Consider the following 18,920-nt stretch of genomic DNA (forward strand, 5'->3'; position numbering starts at 1 on the left):
CCCCATGCGCACTCGATTCCGTGGGCAGACCGTCAGGGAAGGCGTGCTGCTGCACGGTCCCGCAGGGTGGGGGGAGTTCTCGCCGTTCCCGGAGTACGGCCCGCGCGAGTGCGCCCGATGGCTGGCCTGCGCCCGTGAGGCGGCGTTCGAGGGGTGGCCCGCGCCGGTGCGCGACAGCGTCCCCGTCAACGCGACCGTGCCCGCGGTGGGGCCCGAGCAGGCGTACGAGATCGTCCGGCGATCGGGGTGCGGCACGGCCAAGGTGAAGGTGGCCGAGCGCGGTCAGACGTTCGACGACGACGTGGCCAGGGTGGAGGCCGTGCGCGACGCGCTGGGGCCGGGCGGGCGGCTGCGGGTCGACGCCAACGGCGCGTGGGACGTCGACGAGGCGGTGCGGCGGCTGAAGCGGCTCGACCGGTTCGACCTGGAGTACGCCGAGCAGCCGTGCGCCACGCTGGAGGAGCTGGCGGCGGTGCGGCGGGCGTGCGACGTGCCGATCGCGGCCGACGAGTCCATCCGCAGGGCCGAGGACCCGCTGCGGGTGCGGGCGGCGGAGGCGGCCGACATCGCGGTGGTCAAGGTGCAGCCGCTCGGCGGCGTGCGCAGCGCGCTGCGGGTGGTGGAGGCGTGCGGGCTGCCCGCCGTGGTCTCCAGCGCCGTGGAGACGTCCGTGGGGCTGGCGGCGGGGCTGGCGCTGGCGGCGGCGCTGCCGTCGTTGCCGTACGCGTGCGGTCTCGGCACGATGGCGTTGCTGGCGGGCGACGTCGTGGACGATTCGCTGACACCCGTTGACGGATTTCTGGCCGTCCGGCGCCCCTCGGTCAGTTTTCACCATTTGTCAGCTTTTGAGATTGAATCTCCCCAGTGGCTTCGCCGGATGCAGGAGGCGTCACTTTGAACCCCGCTACCGCGCTGGCCACGGTGCTGGTCGACGAGCTGGTGCGCTGCGGCCTGACCGACGTGGTGCTGGCGCCGGGCTCGCGCTCCGCCCCCCTGGCACTGGCCCTGCACGCCGAGTCGCGGGTGCGCCTGCACGTGCGCATCGACGAACGGTCGGCGTCGTTCCTGGCGCTGGGGCTGGCCAAGCGCTCCGAGCGGCCCGTGGCGCTGATCTGCTCGTCCGGCACGGCCGTGGCGAACTTCCACCCGGCCGTGATCGAGGCGGGCGAGTCGGGCGTCCCGCTGCTGGTGCTGACCGCCGACCGGCCGCCCGAGCTGCGCGGCACCGGCGCGAACCAGACGATCGACCAGATCAAGCTGTTCGGCACCGCGGCCCGGTGGTTCGCCGAGGTGGGGGTGCCCGAGGACCGTCCCGGGCAGGTGGCCTACTGGCGTTCGCTGGCCTGCCGCGCCTACCAGCGCGCCATGGGCCCGTCCGACCCCGGCCCCGTCCACCTGAACCTGGCCTTCAGGGAGCCGCTGATCCCCGACGGCGACACCTCGTGGTGCGAGCCGCTCGACGGCGGCGCGAACGGCCCGTGGGCGCGGGTCAGGGTCGCGCCCCCGCCGGTCGCCCTGCACCTCCCGCCGACCAGGCGCGGCGTGCTGGTCGTCGGCGACGGCGCGCCCAACGTGCGCCGGTACGTGGCCGCGGCCGGCATGGCGGGCTGGCCGGTGCTGTCGGAGCCCAACGGCGGCGGCCGCTACGGCGACCACGCCATCTCGACCTACCACTACCTGCTGGGCACGCCGGAGTTCGCCGACACGCACCGGCCCGACGTGGTCGTGACGCTCGGGCGGCCGGGGCTGTCCAGGCCACTGCTGTCGTGGCTGAAGCGGGCGGAAGAGCACATCGTGGTCTCGCCCGACCTGGGCCGCTGGCCCGACCCGACCCGCTCGGCCACGCAGGTGGCGCAGGCCGTGGAGATCCCGGTCGCCGCCGGCGACGACTCGTGGCTGCACGCCTGGCGGCAGGCCGACCTGGCGGTCAGGTCGGTGATGGACGCGGTGCTGGACGTGTCCGGCACGAGCGAACCGCGCCTGGCCAGGGACCTGGCCGACTCGCTGCCGAACGGCGCGCTGCTGTTCTGTGGCTCGTCGATGCCGATCCGCGACCTGGACCAGGCGATGCGGCCGCGGCGCGGCATCAGGCTGATGGCCGGCCGGGGCGCCTCGGGCATCGACGGGGTGGTGTCCGCGGCGATGGGGGCGGCGCTGGCGCACAACGGGCCCTCGTACGCGCTGATCGGCGACCTGTCGTTCCTGCACGACCAGAACGGGCTGATCCTCGGGCCGCGCGAGCCCCGGCCCGACCTGTGCTTCGTGGTCGTCAACAACGACGGCGGCGGCATCTTCTCGCTGCTGCCCCAGGCGGCGGTGCGCGACCCCTTCGAGCGGGTGTTCGGCACGCCGCACGGGGTGGACCTCGCCTATGTGGCGGCCGCGACGGGCACGCCGTACCGGCTCCTGGAGGACGTCAGCGACCTGCCCAAGGCGCTGCGCGGGGAGGGGCCGCGCGTGGTGGAGGTGCGCACCGACCGCGAGGAGAACGCGATCGTGCACGCCCGCCTGCGTGAGGCCGCGCAGGATGCCGTCCACGCCTTCCTCGCCGCCCGCTAGGCCTCGGGGGGATCCTCAGGAAGTGGCGCCGAGCGCGTCGAAGAGGCGATTGAGCGGGCTGTCCAGGCCGTACCGGTCGGCGAGCTGCACCAGCGCCTCGGGGTCGCGCGGCTTGGCGGGCAGGGTGAGGTCAACCGGCGGCAGCGGCGCGTCGGGGGCCACCTCGACGACGGCGGGGGCGGCGCTCAGGTAGTCGCGGGCGGCGGCCAGCCGGGTGCGGCTGCCCGCAGGAAAGCCGTCGGTGACGCCCGCGTCGAGGGCTTCGAGCAGGGCGTCGAGCGAGCCGAAGCGGGTGATGAGGGCGGCGGCGGTCTTCTCGCCGACGCCCGGGACGCCGGGCAGGCCGTCGCTGGGGTCGCCGCGCAGGGTGGCGAAGTCGGCGTAGGAGCGGCCGGGGATGCCGTATTTGGCGGTGACGAACGCCTCGTCCACGATCTGCAGGTTGCGGATGCCGCGGGCGGTGTAGAGGACGCGTACGGGGCGGGCGTCGTCGACGAGCTGGAACAGGTCGCGGTCGCCGGTCACGATGTCGACGGCGCCCGTGGCCTGGTGGGTGAGGGTGCCGATCACGTCGTCGGCCTCGTAGCCGGGCGACTCCAGGCGGGCGATGCCGACGGCGTCGAGCACGTCCTGGATGACCGCGATCTGGGGGACGAGCGCCTCCGGCACCTCTTCGGCGTCGCCCTGGGCGACACGGTGCGCCTTGTACGTCGGGATCGCCTGGACGCGGAAGGCCGGCCGCCAGTCGGCGTCCATGGTGGCCGCGAGCGCGGTGGGGGAGTGCTGGCGGACGAGGGTGGCGATCATGTCGATGAGGCCGCGTACGGCGTTGACGGGGGAGCCGTCGGGGGCCTTGACCGACTCCGGCACGCCGAAGAAGGCGCGGAAGTAGAGCGACGGAGTATCAAGCAGAAGACATTTTTTTGGGCGGGTCGACATGCGCTTAGCATGCCACTGGTGGGCGTCCGACGAATGCCGCCAGGGTCATGTCGACGCCTCGCTCACCTGCCACGGGGCGAGAGGTGGACGGGCAGCCTTGGCTCAGCGGCACGGGTATCGGGACTCGTCCGACCGGACGGGCCGGGGTCTTGTGATCATTCCTCCCGCGTCACGCGGCGCATGGTCGGTGCACTCGCACAGGTCAGGCCCGGGAGTTCGGACGGCATCGGGCGGGGTGCGCGGAGCCCGCAAGACGGCCGAGCGGGCGTTCCCGGCCCTGCAACGCTCCCAGGAGCGCCGCATGAATGTCACACTTGTCAGCCGACCCGCCTGCCCATGTGGTCGTCGGCGCCTGGCACGCCGATGTCCTGGCCGTACTGGTTCCGCCAGAGAATGTCGAGCCTCTGAGGGTCGATACCTCGGCGGCCTCGCGTACCCGGCCGGACGACGATGTGGGCGATGGCGCTTTCCAGCAGTAAGCGGCGGCCGTCCGTGTCGCGAGCCTCCCACGCTTCAGTGAAGGTCTGGCCCAGTCGGACATACTCGACGACGGGCTCGCTCGGCTGGGACAGAAACTGCTTGCGCCGTACCTTGAGCGCGCGGAGGTGGGCCAACAGTTCCGCTTCCCGCCGCAGGTAGAGCACCGCAGCAGTCCGCCGGACAGCAGGCGCGCCCTGCGCTTCCGCTCACCGCCCGGCGTCTTCGGGGGTGCCAGCCGTGCTGGGATATCGCGGAGCATCAGCGCGATCCTGTGGTCGTACCCCTGACAGCCCTTACATGATCTGCCCGGGTACGGCCACTGCCAGCAGGCAGGCGTCGTCCTCGGGGTTCGGTCCGCCGATGTCGGCGAGGAGGCGGTCGAGCCCGGCGTCCAGGTCGCGGGCGGGCACGCCGCGGGCGGCCGCCAGGGCCAGGTCGAGGCCGACGTCGATGTCGCGGGTGCGCCGCTCGACCAGCCCGTCGGTGAACATCAGCAGCAGGTCCCCGGGCAGCAGCCGGGTGGTCGCGAGCTCGTACGGGCGCTCGGAGGCGGCGCCGAGCAGCACGCCGCGGGGCTGGGCGAGCTGGCTGGCGACCCCGTCGCGCACGAGGATGGGGGCCAGGTTGCCCGCCTGGCCCCAGGCGAGCACGCGCGTCTCCGGGTCGAGGTGGCCGATGATCGCGGTGGCGGTGGTCTCCTTGAGCTGGTGCAGGACGAGGTCGTTCAGCCAGGCCAGAAGCCGGTGCGCGGGCTGGCCGGTCATGGCCAGGCCGACGAGGGCGTGGCGCAGCTGGGCCATGTGCGCGATGGCGGGCAGGCCGTGGCCGGAGACGTCGCCGATGGCCAGCAGCAGCCGTCCGTCGGGGGCCGGGGCGGCCTCGAACCAGTCGCCGCCCAGGCTCGCGGTCTTCTCGGCGGGCACGTACCGGACCGCGACGTTGGCGTGCGGCAGGTGGAGGCCTCCGGCGGAGTCGGGGAGGATGGCCTCGCGCAGGGCGAGCATGACGTGGCGTTCCTCGGCGGCCTGCTCGCGGGCCTCGAGGAGCTGGCGGCGCGACTCCGACATCATGCGCTCGGCGCGGCGGCGGCCGGTGATGTCCTGGATGACGCCGTGCAGGCCCACGGGGCCGCCGGGGGCCATGAGCGGCTCGAGCACGACGCGCAGGTCGCGCAGCTCGCCCCCGCGCCGGATGCGGAACTCCGCCTGGACCGGCTCGACGCCTTCCACGGCCGACCACAGGAGCCGGCTGAGCGTGCCGACGTCGTCGTGTTCGACGTGTTTGGCCAGGTCGGGCAGGGCGATCGGGCCGTCGGCGGGGTCGCGGCCGAAGATCAGGTACACCTGGTCGGACCAGATCGTCTCGCCGGAGTGCATGTGCCACTCCGCCCAGCCCATGTTGCCGAGCCGCTGGGCGTGCGCCAGCCGGGCGGCGAGCTTTTCGGCGTCGCTGTCGCGGCTGGCGGGGTTGTCGTGGCTGAGCAGCTCGGCCGCGCCTATGACGTCGACCATGGTCTCACTCTCAAGTGCAGTCGAACTGGACAATTGACCCCACACTACGTGATCAACTATGAACGGAGTGTAGCGATGGGCTGCTGTGTTGTGAGAGCTTTTCGCGGATTTTAGGGGCCGGGGTCCGAGTAGATTATGGGCTGTGACGTCCTCAGACTTGTATCCCGTGTCCCGTCTCGCCGCCGTTCAGGAGGCCACCGCCAAGGCCGGTGTCGACGCCCTGCTGCTGACCCCCGGGCCCGATCTGCGTTATGTGAGCGGATATGAGGCCAAGCCGCTGGAGCGGCTGACGTGTCTCGTGGTGCCCGCCTCCGGCGACGCGTACATGATGGTGCCCCGCCTGGAGCTGCCCGCCGCGGAGGCGTCGCCCGCCTCGCGGCTGGGGCTGGAGTTCGTGGCGTGGGACGAGACCGACGACCCTTACGCCGTCGTGGCCGCCCGCCTCGGGAAGGTCGGCAAGGTGGGCCTGGCCGACCGGATGTGGGCCATGTCGTCGCTCCGCTTCCGCGAGGTGCTGCCGGAGGCCGAGCAGGTGCTGGCCGGCACCGTGCTGCGCGAGCTGCGCATGCGCAAGTCGGCCGTGGAGGTGGCGGCGCTGCGCGGGGCCGGGGAGGCGATCGACGCGGTGCACCGGCGCGTGCCGGAGTTCCTGCGGGCCGGGCGCACGGAGCGCGAGGTGGGCAGGGACATCGCCGAGGCGATCCTGGCGACGGGCCACGCGACGGTCGACTTCGTCATCGTCGCCTCGGGGCCGAACAGCGCCAGCCCGCACCACGACGTGTCCGACCGGGTGATCCAGGCGGGCGAGCCGGTCGTGGTCGACATCGGCGGCCAGCTGCACAACGGCTACTGCTCGGACTCGACGCGCACGTACAGCGTCGGGGAGCCGCCCGCGGACTTCGCCGAGTACTACGAGGTGCTGCGCCGGGCGCAGGACGCGGCCTGTGCGGCGGTGCGGCCGGGCGTGTCGTGCGAGTCGATCGACGCGGCCGCCCGCGACATCATCGCGGAGGCGGGCTACGGCGACCACTTCATCCACCGGACCGGGCACGGGATCGGGATCGAGACGCACGAGGAGCCGTACATCGTCTCGGGCAACGGGGCGCCTCTGGAGCCGGGCTTCGCGTTCTCGGTGGAGCCGGGGATCTACCTGCCCGGCCGGCACGGGGCCCGGATCGAGGACATCGTGGTGTGCACGGACGGGGGCGCGGAACGCCTCAACAACACGCCCCGCGACCTCGTCATCGTTTGACATGCTCTTCCCCATTCATTCATGGGGAGGATTCTCGTGGCCGCTACCCGGCCACCCCATACGGGGCGGCACGGGTAGTCCCGCCATGAGATGCTTGACGCTTCACCGGCCCCAGTGGTGCAGGGCCTCCACGTCCAGTGACCGCCTGTCCGGCGGCTGAGGTGTACCGGTACATCTGGGTGCGGGCGGCGTTGATGTCGGCGTTGCCGATCCACCCGCATGCTGTGTTCTTGCACACGAACCGGGACTGGCTCTCGCGGGAGCCCTCGGTGATCGTGTGGCAGACGTGGCATTCCTAAAGGGACCAACGCGTGGTCACGCGGCGCGCGGCCAGGTCGTGAGAGCGGACGTACGGGGACGAGGGCTGCGGAGGCTGGTGCTGGTGTGGCACAGTCGCTGTCATGTTCGCGGAGGTCGCCCACGCCAGCAGGCCAGGATCCGAACGCCCCAACGAGGACCTGATGATCGCGGGGCCGTCGTGGATCGTCGTGCTCGACGGTGCCACGGCGGCGACTGGGGTGGACAGCGGGTGCGTGCATGATGTGCCGTGGTTGGTGGCGAGGCTCGGGGGCGCGCTGGCGGCTGAGCTGTCGCGGTCGGAGACGTCGCTCTCCGGCATTCTGGAGGCGGCCATCGAGACGGTCATCGCGGCGCACTCCGATGCCTGCGATCTCGGCAATCCCGACTCGCCGTCCGCGACGGTGGCCATGGTGCGCAGCGTCGAAGGTCGTGTGGAGTACCTCGTGCTGGGGGACTCGCCGGTCGTCTTCGCACTGGCGGACGGCGGGGTCCGGGTGGTGAGTGACGACCGGCTCGAGGGGCTGCCGGGCGGACGGCCGTACACGGTGGAGCTGGTGCGGCGGATGCGCAACGCACCCGGCGGGTTCTGGGTGGCGGGCAGCCGCCCCGAGGCGGCCCGGCAAGGGGTGTGCGGCGCCGTGACGGACGTGCGCGGGGTGGGGCTGCTCACCGATGGGGTGTCGCGGCTCGTCGAGTGGTACGGGTGGAGCTGGAGCGACCTCGTGGCGGCGCTGGAGGGGAAGGGGCCGGAGGCGGTGATCCGGGCGGTACGGGAGCTCGAGAGGACCCGGGGACCGGTACGCGGCAAACGGCATGACGACGCCACCGCCGCCTGGGGGCGGGTCGGCCACATGTGACGGCGGCTGCGGTCGCGATGCGCCTGCACCCCCGCCGCCGGCCGGCTCGTCGCCGCCAAGGCCGCGCAACACGGGCAGTGGCAGGAGGCCGCCGCCCACCTCGACCTGGCCGCCGGGCTCACGGAGTCGGCCGCGCGCCGCGACGAGCTGCGTACGGCGGTGCTGGAGCACGTCCTCATCGGGGGCGATGTGCTCCGCGCCGCCGAGCTCGCCGCCGCGCCCAACGCCGTCAGGCGGACCTGGCCCTGGCCTTCCTCGGTGCCGAGCCCACCCTCGCGGGCGACACGTTCCCATCGGACACGCGACAACGCCGGACAGGCGGCACAGCCGTGAAGCGTCCGCGCACGAGCTGGAGGCCTGCGGGCTGGAACCCCCGGCCACGGTACGGCTCGGCCTCACGCCGCAGGAGCTCAGCACCGCCACGCTCGTGGCTGGCGGCCTGACGAACCGGCAGATAGAGCCTTTAGCCACGGATCAGACCAGGATCCAGGTGGTCACGACCGGGCCGCCGCCCTCGGGGCTGACCCGCAGCCGCAGCGGCCCCGGTGCCAGCTCACCCGTCGTGAACCGGCCCAGTTCGTCGGCGCGCACGCGCGTACCGCCGTCGCGCCGCTGCACCACGATGTCCGCGGCCCCGCCACCCGACAGCCGCCCCACCAGCCGCCCCCCGGCGACCTCCAGCTCGACCACCACCTCGCCCGCCGCGAACGTCAGCAGCCGCGCCCGCCCCCCGCCCCGGACCCGGGTCGCCGACAGCTCGTCCCACGAGTCGAACGTCAGCTCGGCCAGCTCCGCGTCCAGGGACCTGAGCGCGTACGCCCGCATCGCCTCCTCGAACAGCTCCGCCGGGACCGGGTCGAGCCGCTCGGCGGCCGCCCGGAGGCGTTCCTCGAGCTCCATTTCGCGGTCGTCCATGGAGTCCATGCCGTTCACCCCCGGATGTCGCTCACGCCGCGCCGGTTCATCAGCGCGGCCAGCCGCTTGAGGCACCGCCCCCGGTTGGGCCCGATGCTGCCGACCGCCATGTCCAGCCCGTCCGCGATCTCCTGATAGCTCGGCCGCGGCGAGGCGATGAGGACGCGCAGCAGCCGCCGGCAGCGCTCCGGCAGCTCCTCGAACGCGCTCCACAGTGCCCGCTCCCGCGCGGCCCGCTCGTCCTCCTCCTCGGCCTCCAGCAGGAGCAGCTCGGGCGAGCGCTCGTCGACGTCCATCCCGAGCAGCTCCAGGTCGCCGACCGGCAGGGCCCGGCCGCTGGTGCGCAGGACCCGCAGCGCCTCGTGCCTGGCGGTGCTGGCCAGCCAGGAACCGGCCCGCGCGGGATCCCTGAGCCTGGTCAGGTGCTCGGCGAAGCGGTACCAGGTCGTCTGGCACACGTCCTGCGCGTCGGCGGCGTTCACGAGGTAGCTCCGCGCCACGGCCCACACCAGCCCGCTGAAGCGCTGGTAGAGCTCCTTCCACGCGCCCGCGTCGCCGTCCGCGGCAGCGACGACCAGAGCTGCGGTGTCGTCCACGGCGGCGGCTCCCTGGGTTCGGGCGGATGCCCAATATATTTGGCCCGCCGCCACCAGAGCGCGAACTCGCCGTCATCTGAGCAAACCGCTCAGATCCGGTACGGCCAGCCGCCCCGCCATGAGGTCCGCCGCGGCCGCCCGCGACGACACCTTCTCCTGCGACATGCGCGCCGCGACCAGCCCGGCCACGATCGGCGTGGCGAACGACGTGCCGCTCCACTCCGCCAGCCCGGTGAACGTCGCCTTGTCGCCGTCCTGCAGCGTCGCCAGGCAGCTGCAGCCCGGGTAGAGGCCCTGGTCGGAGAAGCGGCAGGTGGTGCGGTGCGGGTAGCCGTACTGGTAGGGGCCGGAGGTGAAGGCGTTGACCAGGCGCTCGCCCGGCGCGTACACCGTGACCCAGTTTCCGTGGTTGCTGAAGCAGGCCCGGCCGAGCCCGTCCTCGCGCAGCGCGCCCACCGAGATCACCACGTCGCCGGAGACGTTGACCGGCTCCGCGGCGTACGCGGCCGGCCAGAACGGCAGCGTCTCGCCGTCGTTGCCCGCCGCGGCCACCAGGAGGGTGCCCGGGTGGGCGGCCAGCTCGTCCATGAAGGCGGCCAGGCCGAGCAGCTCGCCGGCGTTCCCGGTCCTGGTGCCGGCGGACAGGGAGATGATGTCGGGCCAGCCGTGGGTGTCCATGATCCGCAGCAGGGTCTGGCCCAGCTCGTCCTCCAGGGCGGCGCCCGCGTACGGGAAGACGTTGTGGACGCGCACGTCGGCGGCGGGGGCCACGCAGCGCAGCACGCCCGCGATGAACGTGCCGTGGCCCACGTACGGCTTGATCAGGCCGTCGGCGTCCAGCTCGTCGCCGGCGGCGGTGACGTCGCCGGTCACCAGGGGGATGTCGGGCACGCCCGAGCTCTGGGCCAGCCACTGGTGGTCGAGGTAGTCGTGGACGAGGCCGGTGTCGAGGACGGCCACTGTCACGTTCTCGCCCCGGTCGCGGCCGGACAGGGGCGGGTTGAGCGGCCCCGCGCTCGGGACCGGCTCGTCGCCCGGACAGAGGTTGACGCCCGCGACGGACACGAAGTGGACGAGGCTCGACGCGATGTTCTCGCCGGCCAGGTGCTCGACGGTGCGGTGGAGGTCCCTGGAGCCGACGGCGAGCCTGCGTACGGAGCCGCGGCCCGCGTGCCTCGCTCCGGTCACGCGGACCGCGTCGGGGCCCGGCAGCAGGTCCTGGACGGCCGCGACGGCCCGGTCCGCGTCGGCGTCGCGTACCAGGACGTGGCCGTCGAGGTGGGCGAAGCGCGGCTGGACCCCGGAGCCGGGCGCGGCCCCCTCCGGGCCCGCCGCCGCCCGCATGCCGTGCGGCAGGGCGGCGTTGAGGATCTCCAGCTGCTCCCAGAATCGGGTGTCCGAGGTGGCCATGTTCTCCGTCTCTCTTCGCGTGTACGTGTGTATGAGCGGCCACCGGGCCGGTTGATACAGAGCCGGTTGATACCGCGCGGGACTACGATCGACTCGTGTCCCGTGAAGATCCGCATGACCTGCTGGCCATGGTCTTCGCGAGACCCCGGGAGGCCCTGGCCGCCGCCAAGGAGGTGCTGGCCGAGGGGCGCGGGCCGTACGAGTCCTCGATCGCCAGGCAGGCGCTCGGGATCCTGCACCGCGAGTTCGGCGACCTCGAGGCCGCGATCGGGGAGCTGCGCCACGCCGTCCGCCTGGCGCGGCGCTCCGGCTCGGCCGACCGCGAGGCCGACGTGCTGGCCACGCTGGGCATCGCGCTGCTGCACGCCGGGCGCACCAGAGCCGGGCTGTCGGCGCTCGACTCGGCGGCGGCGCGGTCCGGCGGGGCGACGCGGGCGCGGGTGCTGTTCCGCCGCGCGGGGGCCCGCTGGATCCTGGGGCGGCACGCGGAGGCGCTCGAGGACCTGCGGGACGCGGTGCCCGCCCTGCTGACGGCGCGCGACACGGTGTGGGCGGCGCGGGCGCTGACCCTGCGCGGGCACGTCCAGCTGGCCCTGGGCTCCGTCGCCCCGGCCGAGGCGGACTTCCGTACGGCTCACGACATGCTGGGCACGACCCGGCAGGAGCACGACTCGGCCGTGGCCGTGCAGAACCGCGGGGTGGCGGCCTTCCGCACCGGGGATCTGCCCGCGGCGCTGGACCTGCTGGAGGAGGCGGAGCGGCGCTTCAGCGCGCTGGGCACGCCGATGTTCGATCTGATCGCCGACCGGTGCGCGGTCCTGCTCGCCGCAGGGCTCGCCCGGGACGCCCTGGAGCAGGCGGACGGCGGGCTGCGCCTGCTGGCGCGGCTGCGCGGGCAGGCGACCCGGCGGGCGGAGCTCCTGCTCATCGCCGCCCGAGCCGCTCTCCAGAGCGCCGACCCGGTCACGGCCATGGAACGGGCGGGGGAGGCGCGGCGGCTGTTCGCCCGCCAGCACCGTACCTGGTGGTCCGAGCACGCCCGCCTCATCCTCTTCCAAGCCGAGCACGCCACCCTGACGGAAGGCGCGGCCGCTTCGAAGGATGAGCAGGCCGGAGGCGGTGCCGCGTGGCAGAGGTCGCTGGGGGAGGCCCGGCGGCTGGCCGGGCGGCTGGCGGCGCTGGGGTCGCCGGAGGTCTGGCAGGCGCAGCTGCTGGCGGGCCGCGTCGCGCTCGTCCTGGGCAAGCCGGGCGTGGCGGAGCGGCACCTGGCCAGGGCGGCGGACGTCAGGCACAAGGGGCCCGCCACGACCCGGGTGGGCGGCTGGCTGGCGGAGGCGCTCAGGGCCGAGGCGGCAGGGGAGCCGCGCCGCCTGCTGCACGCGTGCCGCGCCGGGCTGGCGCTCATCGAGGAGCATCGCCTCACGTTCGGCTCCTCCGAGTTACGCGCGCTCGCCACCGCCCAGGGCGCGGAGCTGGTGACGCTCGCCCAGCGGCACCTCCTGCGCGCCGGCCGCCCGCGCCGCCTGCTGGCCTGGACGGAGCGGTGGCGGGCCACCGAACTCGCCGTGCCCGCCGTGAGCCCGCCCGAGGACGACCGGCTCCTCGCCCAGCTCGCCGCCCTGCGGCAGGCCGAACACCTGCTGGCCCAGGCCCGCCAGGACGGCGCCGCCTCGGCCCCGGCCCTCGAGCGTGACAGGAGCCGCCTGGAGTCCCGCGTACGGGCGACGACGCTGCGCACCCGCGGCGGCCGCGAGCGCAGGGAACGCGACGACGACCGGACGGAGCGGCTCCTGGCGGACCTGGACGAGGGGCGGCTGGCCGAGCTGGTCGTGATCGACGGCACCCTGCACGTGCTGGTCTGCGGCGACGGCACCGTGCGCCGTCATGTCGCGGGGCCGATGGACCGGGCGGTCGCCGAGGTCGAGTTCGCCCGCTCCAGGCTCCGCCGCCTCGCCTACGAACGCCACCCCGACCAGCGCGAGCTCCACGACCTCGGCGCCCGCCTGCAGCAGGCGCTCCTCGGCCCGACCGCCGACCGGCTGGGCGACGGGCCGCTGGTCGTCGTGCCGCCGAGCACCCTGCACACCACCCCCTGGGCCCTGCTGCCCTCCCTGCGCCGCCGCCCCTTCACGGTCGCTCCCTCCGCGGGGGCATGGCTGCGAGCCAGGGCCGCCCGCCGTCCCGACGCCGGCCGCATCGTCCTCGTACGCGGCCCCGGCGTCCCCCACGCCGACGGCGAGATACGTCAGATCGCCCGCCTGTACGGGGAACCCGCCGAGATCGGGGCGGGCGGCGACGGCGACGTCACCGTCCTGGCAGGAGGCCGGGCCACCGCGCCCGGCGTGCTGGCCGCCATCGACGGCAGCCCGCTCGCCCACCTGGCCGCGCACGGCACGTTCCGGGCCGACAGCCCGCTGTTCTCCTCCCTCCACCTCGACGACGGCCCCCTGACCGGCTACGACCTCGAACGCCTGCGCCGCGCCCCCCACCACCTCGTCCTGTCCAGCTGCGACTCCGGCCAGATGGCCCCCGTCGGCGCCGACGAGCTGCTGGGCCTGGCCACCGCCCTGCTCCGGCTCGGCACCGCCGCGATCGTCGCCAGCGTCGTCCCCGTGAACGACGAGACGGCCGTGCCCGTCATGGTCGGCCTGCACGACGGCCTGCGCCGCGGCCTCGGCCTGGCCGAGGCGCTCTGCCGGGCCAGGGGCGACGACGTGTCGTTCATAGCCATCGGAGCAGGCTGATCGGCCACGCTGCTGATACCTGGATCGTAAGTACGCGATCATGAAACAATTCGCTGACAGCTGCGTCTATCGGGGACGGTCGCCCATGATCCGCGAGCTCATCGAGCGGCCCTAGGATGCCCGACCATGAGGTGGACGAGGCGTTCGAGCTGGGCAGGACGTGCGCGCTGGCCGCGGAGTGCGGCAGGGACCTGCGGCGCTGCGCCCAGATGTACAGCGGACTCTTCCCCGCGACGGCCTTCAGCGCCGATGACTACAGCGCCCTGACCCTCTCCACGGCCTTCAGCGCCCCCTGGGCCACCGCCGCGCGCCTCAAGGTCGCCAACCGGGCCGCCCTGTGGGTCCTGGCCGTCGACCGGCTCGTGGACCACACCGCGACCACCCGCGAGCAGGTGAACCGCCTGGCCGGCGAATGCCTGTCCGTCGCCGACGGCGCCGTGCCCCGGTCGGCGGTCACGCGGTTCCTTGCCGACCTCCGCGACGAGCTGGCCACCGTCAAGGGGTTCGACGACCTGCGCCGGCTCTGGCGGGACCAGCTCGCCAGGATGCTGGCGGGCATGGCCAGGGCGTGGGTGTGGCGTGACACACGTACCGTTCTGACGCTGGACGGCTACCTGGACAACGCCGACAGCCGCGGCTCGTGCTTCGTGGACGTGTCGCACTGGATCTACACGGCCGACGACTGGGCGAAGGCTCACCTGGAGGAGCTGCGGGCGGTCAGCCGGCAGGTCCAGCGCTACCTGCACCTGCTCGGCGACGTGGCGTCGTACCGCAAGGACATGAGCTGGGGCGACCTGAACGTGCTGGCGCTCGGTGTCAGCCGCGCCGAGGTGACCGAGGCGATGGCCGAGCTGGCGCGCGAGGCGGCCGCCCTCATCGAGCCGGTACGGGCCCGCAGCCCCCGCACGGCCGTCTACCTGCGAGGACGGCTCGGATTCAACGCCGGTTTCTTCGGTATTTCGGGCCGTGGGCCGGCATGCTAAGGGACGTGTCGGATTCCATGACAGGCTTCCTTGACAGAGTGCCGGTGGGTCAGACGAATAAGGGTGCGCTAAGCGACAAACCGTGACATTTGGTTTCTTGTAAAAGAGTGCGGCTTGAGTGGAAAATGTGGCGTTGCTAGGGTGTCTCGATGCCAGGCATGTGGAGCGACCTTCTCAACACACCTTGACAGGTACCACTGACCACGGCACCTCAGGGGCGGGTTGTGCATGCGCGGGAGATGTACAGGCGGTGCTGGATGGAATTCGGTCGCTCTGACCATTGGCGGCTGCCGACGGCGATCAAGATCTTGATCGCCGGCGGGTTCGGCGCGGGCAAGACCACCATGGTCGGCGCCGTCTCCGAGACCCGGCCGCTACGCACGGAAGAGGCGCTCACTCAGTTGGGCGCCAACGTCGACGACCTGTCAGGCGTCGAGAGGAAGTTCACGACCACCGTCGCCATGGACTTCGGGCGGATCACCATCGCCAACGACTACATGCTCTACCTGTTCGGCACGCCCGGCCAGGAGCGCTTCTGGTTCGTGTGGGACGAGCTGGCTCTGGGCGCGCTCGGCGCCGTCGTGCTGGCCGACACCCGCCGCCTCGACGCCTGCTTCCCGGCCGTCGACTACTTCGAGAAGCGTGAGCAGCCGTTCATCGTGGCGCTCAACTGCTTCGACGGCACCCGGCCGTTCACCGTGGGCGAGGTCCGCTCGGCGATCGGCCTGGAGCCGGAGATCCCCATCGTGCTCTGCGACGCCCGCAGGCGCGACTCGGGCAGACAGGTGCTCATCACCCTGATGGAGCACGCGATGCGCATGGGCGCCTCGCCCGTCGGGACCATGTCGTGACCATGACCGGCTAACCTTTGGCCGATGGAGGAGATCGATCGCCGGATCGTCACGCTGCTGGCGCGCGACGGCCGCATGAGCTTCACGGACCTGGCCAGGGAGACCGGGCTCTCGGTCTCAGCGGTGCACCAGCGCGTACGCCGCCTGGAAAAGCGCGGAGTCGTGCGCGGATACGCCGCGATCATCGACCATGACGCGGTGGGGCTGCCGCTGACCGCGTTCGTGTCGATCAAACCGATCGACCCGGCCGCCCCCGACGACGCCCCCGAGCGGCTGGCCCACCTGACGGCCATCGAGGCGTGCCACAGTGTGGCGGGCGACGAGAGCTACATCCTCAAGGTACGCGTGGCCTCACCGGCGGCGCTGGAGGACCTGCTGCAGCAGATCCGCGCCTCGGCCAACGTCTCGACTCGCACGACGGTCGTGCTGAGCACGCCGTACGAGCACCGCGCCCCCGAGGTGGCCGGCGAGGGACCCTCCGGCCAGGACACCTGACCACCTTGATCGGGCACTCAGATCATTCAGGATCCTGTCCCGGCCGACCGAGCTGACCGGCCTGCGAAGGGCACCGGCTGGGGCGCCTACACCGCGCTGGTCTCCACCGGCGACAACAGCGGTGACGGCAAGCCCGACTTGATCGCCCGCGACTCCGCCGGTGCGTTGTGGCTTTCAAGGGCACCGGCGTGGCCTCAGCGCCCTTGGCCGCTCGGTCTTTTGACCAGCGTGTGAGATGGCTCACATGTGGGTCAACTCCCGCAGCGCCCAATGCCTGACCGTTGCGGGCGGCAGCACCGCCAACTCGGCGCCGACCATCCAGTGGTACTGCGGCAGCGGTGACGACCAGAAATGGTCTTGGACGGGTGATATCGAGGTGGGAGCGCGTGGCTACCTCATCAACAAGAAGTCCGGCAAGTGCCTGGCCGATCCGGCGAGCAGCACCACCGAAGGCAAGCAGCTGATCATCTACACGTGCAACCAGAACGACGACCAGTACTGGATTCTTGGCAGCGGTTTCCGGCTGCAGAACGACCACAGCCGCATGTATATGGCTGTCGCGGCCGGCAGCTTCACCGCGGGCGCCAAGGTCATCCAGTGGCCCGCCACCAACGGTGATGAGCAGGACTGGGGTGTGGTCGTGACCGGCTGACGGACTCGCATCGAGCCTGCTCCACCAGGCCAGGGCGGGGGCCGCCGAGCAGGATCGTGCGGGAACACCGACAGGTCCGCCCCCAGCTCTGACGCGCCCTTCCCCGGCGAGATCGTATCTCGCGGGCGCGCGGCAGTTCTCGCTGCTCGTACCTCTGTCCGGACGGGACGAGGCCATCTCGCCGAACTGTGACGCCCGGGTCGTGTTGGACCGGCTGGAGACCCCGTCTCAACACGTTCGGCGAGTACGATCCGGTGACGCGCTGCGGCTATCCCGTCGTTGGGGAGAGGCCGACCAACTTGACGAGGAACCGGTCGACCTGCTCCTCCAGTGGCGGCATCGGCAGGTCGGCTGAGTTGAGGCGCATCGAGACCGCGCCGTGGACGGCCGCCCGCAGGTCCAGGGAGACCGCGGCGGCGTCGCCGGCGGGGGCGAGTCCGGCGTCCATGCAGCGCTGGATCGCCGCCGTGGTGCGCTCGCCGAGCACCGTCTTGAACGGCATCCGCGTGCGCTGGTTGAGCGTGCTCTCGTGGAGCACCTTGTACAGCCCTGCGTGCTCGTAGGCCCACTTGCCCTGCAGCAGCACCCGGGCGCGCAGCTTGGCCGCCGGGTCCTCGGACTCGGCTTCGGCCCGGTCGATGGAGTCGATCAGGTCCGTGTGGCAGCGCTCCATCGCCGCCAGCACGAGGGCGTCCCGGTCGGCGAAGTGGATGTAGACGGACGTGGCGGCGATGCCGATCTCGCGTGCCACGGCCCGCAGCGACAGCGCCTGGTCGTCGGCCAACTCGTCGAGCAGCCGCAGAGCGGCCTCGATGATCTCCTCGCGCAGCCGTTCGCCCTGGCCCCGCCGGTTGCGGCCGCGGGCGCCACGTTGGGCCGGGGTGGTCGTGTCCATGAGCGTCATCGTATTGGAACATACGTTGCGCTACTCGTAGCGCTATGACCGTTCGGCTACAGCTGTCCATGGATGCACGGACGTGAATCTGCGCCCCCACCAGCGTGGGATTGAAGCCCTAGTAAATCCCCTTGATGTTGCGCAGCACGGGTGCGGTCTCCATGAGCCGGATACCGGGAAGAGGGGCGATGCGGCGGGTCAAATAGGTGTACAGGGCGGCCGCGCCGGGGCCCGCGACGCTGGCGTAGAGGTTGGTGGGGCCGGTGGCGGCCGCGGCGTAGCCGACTTCGGGATGCTGGGCGAGGGCGTTGCCGACCGTTTCGAGCGCCGCGGGTTCGACGGACAGCCACGGCACGGGTCCATGGGGCGACGGCGGGGAAGAGCCGCTGGTCGACGTCGATGTCGAAGGACAGGACGCCGCCACCGGCCAGGTCGCGGGGCCACGGTGGTGAAAGCGGACGTGACCGACCCCGCCCAGCTGCGTTCCCTCTTCGACGCGGCCGAACGCGAGTACGGCGGCCTCGACGTATTCGTGCACAACGCCTACGGGTTCGCGCACGGCCCGCTCGCCCGGGCCGCCGACGAGGATTACGCGCACACCTTCACGGCCAATTCCCAGGCCACGTTCGTCGCGTTCCGTGAGGTGGCCGGGCGCATGCGCGACGACGGCAGGATCGTCTACATCTCCTCCAGTGCCACCCGCGCGAGCAGCCCGTCCGAGCCCCTCTATTCGGCGAGCAAGGCGGCGGGCGAGCAACTGGTACGGGCCTTCTCCCGCGAGGTGGCCCCGCGGAGGATCACGGTCAACGCCGTCCTGCCCGGCCCGACCAACACCGACTCGGTACAGGACGTCATGGACATGCTGGCGGACGCCATCAGGCGGACTCCTTTGGGCAGGATCGGCGAGCCCGAGGACATCGCGGACGTCGTCGCCTTCCTCGCCTCTGACCAGGCCCGTTGGGTCATCGGCCAGAGGATCGCCGTCGACGGCGGCCTGACGGCCTGAGCCGAGTTGTATGTGAACGCCTGTTGCGCTACGGTCGTAACACAACAGGCGTTCACATAAGGATGTGCATGATGAGCACGGGTTCGAAGCTTGACCGGAACAAGCGAAACGTCCTGGCCTTCTACGAGGCCGGCATCAACAGCAAGGATTTCGACGCCGCCACGAAACTCATCGGCGAGCGCTACGTGCAGCACAATCCCGCCATCGCCGACGGCGTAGAAGGCTTCAAGAGCCGCGTCGACTTCATCAAGGAGACCTTTCCGCAGTTGCGCGCGGAGGTGAAGAACATCTTCGCCGACGGCGACTTCGTCATCGCGCACGTTCACGGCGTACGGGTGCCCGGCCAGCGGGGGACGGCCATCGTCGACATCTTCCGGCTCGACGAGAACGGAAAGCTCATCGAGCACTGGGACGTCATGCAGGACATTCCGGAGAAGGCCGAGAACGAGAACGGCATGTTCTGACTGTCGGCCGA

General features: G+C 72.2%; 19 protein-coding genes. 11 read left to right on the top strand and 8 right to left on the bottom strand.

Annotation, left to right across the window (positions count from 1 at the left end):
* The first annotated feature begins 4 nt into the window (after nt 1-4).
* Nucleotides 5-898, top strand: coding sequence for an o-succinylbenzoate synthase (locus tag ABD830_RS50725; RefSeq protein WP_378521078.1), 894 nt, complete (start codon nt 5-7; stop codon nt 896-898).
* Complete coding sequence (menD, locus tag ABD830_RS50730) at nt 895-2,559, top strand: 2-succinyl-5-enolpyruvyl-6-hydroxy-3-cyclohexene-1-carboxylic-acid synthase (RefSeq protein ID WP_345002804.1); 1,665 nt, start codon at nt 895-897, stop codon at nt 2,557-2,559. The genes ABD830_RS50725 and menD overlap by 4 nt, the downstream gene beginning before the upstream one ends.
* Before the next feature lie 15 nt (nt 2,560-2,574).
* On the opposite strand, the gene ABD830_RS50735 is transcribed toward menD, so the two are convergent.
* From ABD830_RS50735 to ABD830_RS50745, 3 genes are all read right to left on the bottom strand, one after another.
* Entirely contained in the window at nt 2,575-3,498 is a 924-nt protein-coding gene (locus tag ABD830_RS50735) for a 5'-3' exonuclease (RefSeq protein ID WP_345002805.1), read from the bottom strand.
* Nucleotides 3,499-3,815: 317 nt separating this feature from the next.
* Nucleotides 3,816-4,142 (bottom strand): hypothetical protein, encoded by a 327-nt coding sequence (locus ABD830_RS50740; protein ID WP_345002806.1) that lies wholly within the window; start codon nt 4,140-4,142, stop codon nt 3,816-3,818.
* Nucleotides 4,143-4,271: 129 nt separating this feature from the next.
* Entirely contained in the window at nt 4,272-5,489 is a 1,218-nt protein-coding gene (locus ABD830_RS50745) for a PP2C family protein-serine/threonine phosphatase (protein ID WP_345002807.1), read from the bottom strand.
* Nucleotides 5,490-5,646: 157 nt separating this feature from the next.
* On the opposite strand from ABD830_RS50745, the gene ABD830_RS50750 reads away from it, so the two are divergent.
* Together ABD830_RS50750 and ABD830_RS50755 are read left to right on the top strand one after the other, a co-directional pair.
* Entirely contained in the window at nt 5,647-6,741 is a 1,095-nt protein-coding gene (locus ABD830_RS50750) for a M24 family metallopeptidase (protein ID WP_345003458.1), read from the top strand.
* Nucleotides 6,742-7,142: 401 nt separating this feature from the next.
* Nucleotides 7,143-7,898, top strand: coding sequence for a protein phosphatase 2C domain-containing protein (locus ABD830_RS50755; RefSeq protein ID WP_345002808.1), 756 nt, complete (start codon nt 7,143-7,145; stop codon nt 7,896-7,898).
* A 474-nt stretch (nt 7,899-8,372) separates the two neighbouring features.
* Here ABD830_RS50755 and ABD830_RS50760 read toward each other — a convergent pair whose 3' ends face one another.
* The 3 genes from ABD830_RS50760 to ABD830_RS50770 form a co-directional block, all read right to left on the bottom strand.
* Complete coding sequence (locus ABD830_RS50760; RefSeq protein ID WP_345002809.1) at nt 8,373-8,822, bottom strand: carboxypeptidase-like regulatory domain-containing protein; 450 nt, start codon at nt 8,820-8,822, stop codon at nt 8,373-8,375.
* Nucleotides 8,823-8,827: 5 nt separating this feature from the next.
* On the bottom strand, nt 8,828-9,409 hold the full coding sequence (locus ABD830_RS50765; RefSeq protein WP_345002810.1) for an RNA polymerase sigma factor: 582 nt from the start codon (nt 9,407-9,409) through the stop codon (nt 8,828-8,830).
* 72 nt (nt 9,410-9,481) lie between these two features.
* Complete coding sequence (locus ABD830_RS50770; RefSeq protein ID WP_345002811.1) at nt 9,482-10,819, bottom strand: S8 family peptidase; 1,338 nt, start codon at nt 10,817-10,819, stop codon at nt 9,482-9,484.
* Nucleotides 10,820-10,914: 95 nt separating this feature from the next.
* Here ABD830_RS50770 and ABD830_RS50775 point away from each other — a divergent pair, with 95 nt between their 5' ends.
* The 5 genes from ABD830_RS50775 to ABD830_RS50795 all read left to right on the top strand — a co-directional run bounded on the left by ABD830_RS50775 (nt 10,915) and on the right by ABD830_RS50795 (nt 16,544).
* Nucleotides 10,915-13,563, top strand: coding sequence for a CHAT domain-containing protein (locus ABD830_RS50775; RefSeq protein ID WP_345002812.1), 2,649 nt, complete (start codon nt 10,915-10,917; stop codon nt 13,561-13,563).
* A gap of 116 nt (nt 13,564-13,679) precedes the next feature.
* Nucleotides 13,680-14,546: a terpene synthase family protein gene (locus ABD830_RS50780; protein WP_345002813.1), complete on the top strand. Its 867-nt coding sequence runs from the start codon at nt 13,680-13,682 to the stop codon at nt 14,544-14,546.
* A 257-nt stretch (nt 14,547-14,803) separates the two neighbouring features.
* A complete protein-coding gene (locus ABD830_RS50785; protein ID WP_345002814.1) occupies nt 14,804-15,397 on the top strand; it encodes a GTP-binding protein in 594 nt (197 codons plus the stop codon).
* A 24-nt stretch (nt 15,398-15,421) separates the two neighbouring features.
* The gene (locus ABD830_RS50790; RefSeq protein ID WP_345002815.1) at nt 15,422-15,892 is read left to right on the top strand and encodes an Lrp/AsnC family transcriptional regulator; all 471 of its coding nucleotides are present in this window, start codon (nt 15,422-15,424) and stop codon (nt 15,890-15,892) included.
* A 244-nt stretch (nt 15,893-16,136) separates the two neighbouring features.
* On the top strand, nt 16,137-16,544 hold the full coding sequence (locus tag ABD830_RS50795; RefSeq protein WP_345002816.1) for an RICIN domain-containing protein: 408 nt from the start codon (nt 16,137-16,139) through the stop codon (nt 16,542-16,544).
* 268 nt (nt 16,545-16,812) lie between these two features.
* Here ABD830_RS50795 and ABD830_RS50800 read toward each other — a convergent pair whose 3' ends face one another.
* Both ABD830_RS50800 and ABD830_RS50805 read right to left on the bottom strand, forming a co-directional pair.
* On the bottom strand, nt 16,813-17,439 hold the full coding sequence (locus ABD830_RS50800; RefSeq protein ID WP_345002817.1) for a TetR/AcrR family transcriptional regulator: 627 nt from the start codon (nt 17,437-17,439) through the stop codon (nt 16,813-16,815).
* Between the two features lie 118 nt (nt 17,440-17,557).
* Nucleotides 17,558-17,794 carry an Lrp/AsnC family transcriptional regulator gene (locus tag ABD830_RS50805; protein WP_345002818.1) on the bottom strand — a complete coding sequence of 79 codons (237 nt, stop codon included), beginning with the start codon at nt 17,792-17,794 and terminating at the stop codon, nt 17,558-17,560.
* Between ABD830_RS50805 and ABD830_RS50810 the strand changes: the two genes are divergently transcribed.
* Together ABD830_RS50810 and ABD830_RS50815 are read left to right on the top strand one after the other, a co-directional pair.
* Nucleotides 17,732-18,445 carry an SDR family NAD(P)-dependent oxidoreductase gene (locus ABD830_RS50810; RefSeq protein ID WP_345002819.1) on the top strand — a complete coding sequence of 238 codons (714 nt, stop codon included), beginning with the start codon at nt 17,732-17,734 and terminating at the stop codon, nt 18,443-18,445. The two genes, ABD830_RS50805 and ABD830_RS50810, sit on opposite strands and share 63 nt — an antisense overlap.
* Before the next feature lie 71 nt (nt 18,446-18,516).
* Nucleotides 18,517-18,909 (top strand): nuclear transport factor 2 family protein, encoded by a 393-nt coding sequence (locus ABD830_RS50815; RefSeq protein WP_345002820.1) that lies wholly within the window; start codon nt 18,517-18,519, stop codon nt 18,907-18,909.
* Nucleotides 18,910-18,920 lie beyond the last annotated feature (11 nt).

The sequence above is a fragment of the Nonomuraea helvata genome, from assembly GCF_039535785.1.
In the GTDB taxonomy this organism is placed as follows: Bacteria; Actinomycetota; Actinomycetes; order Streptosporangiales; family Streptosporangiaceae; genus Nonomuraea; species Nonomuraea helvata.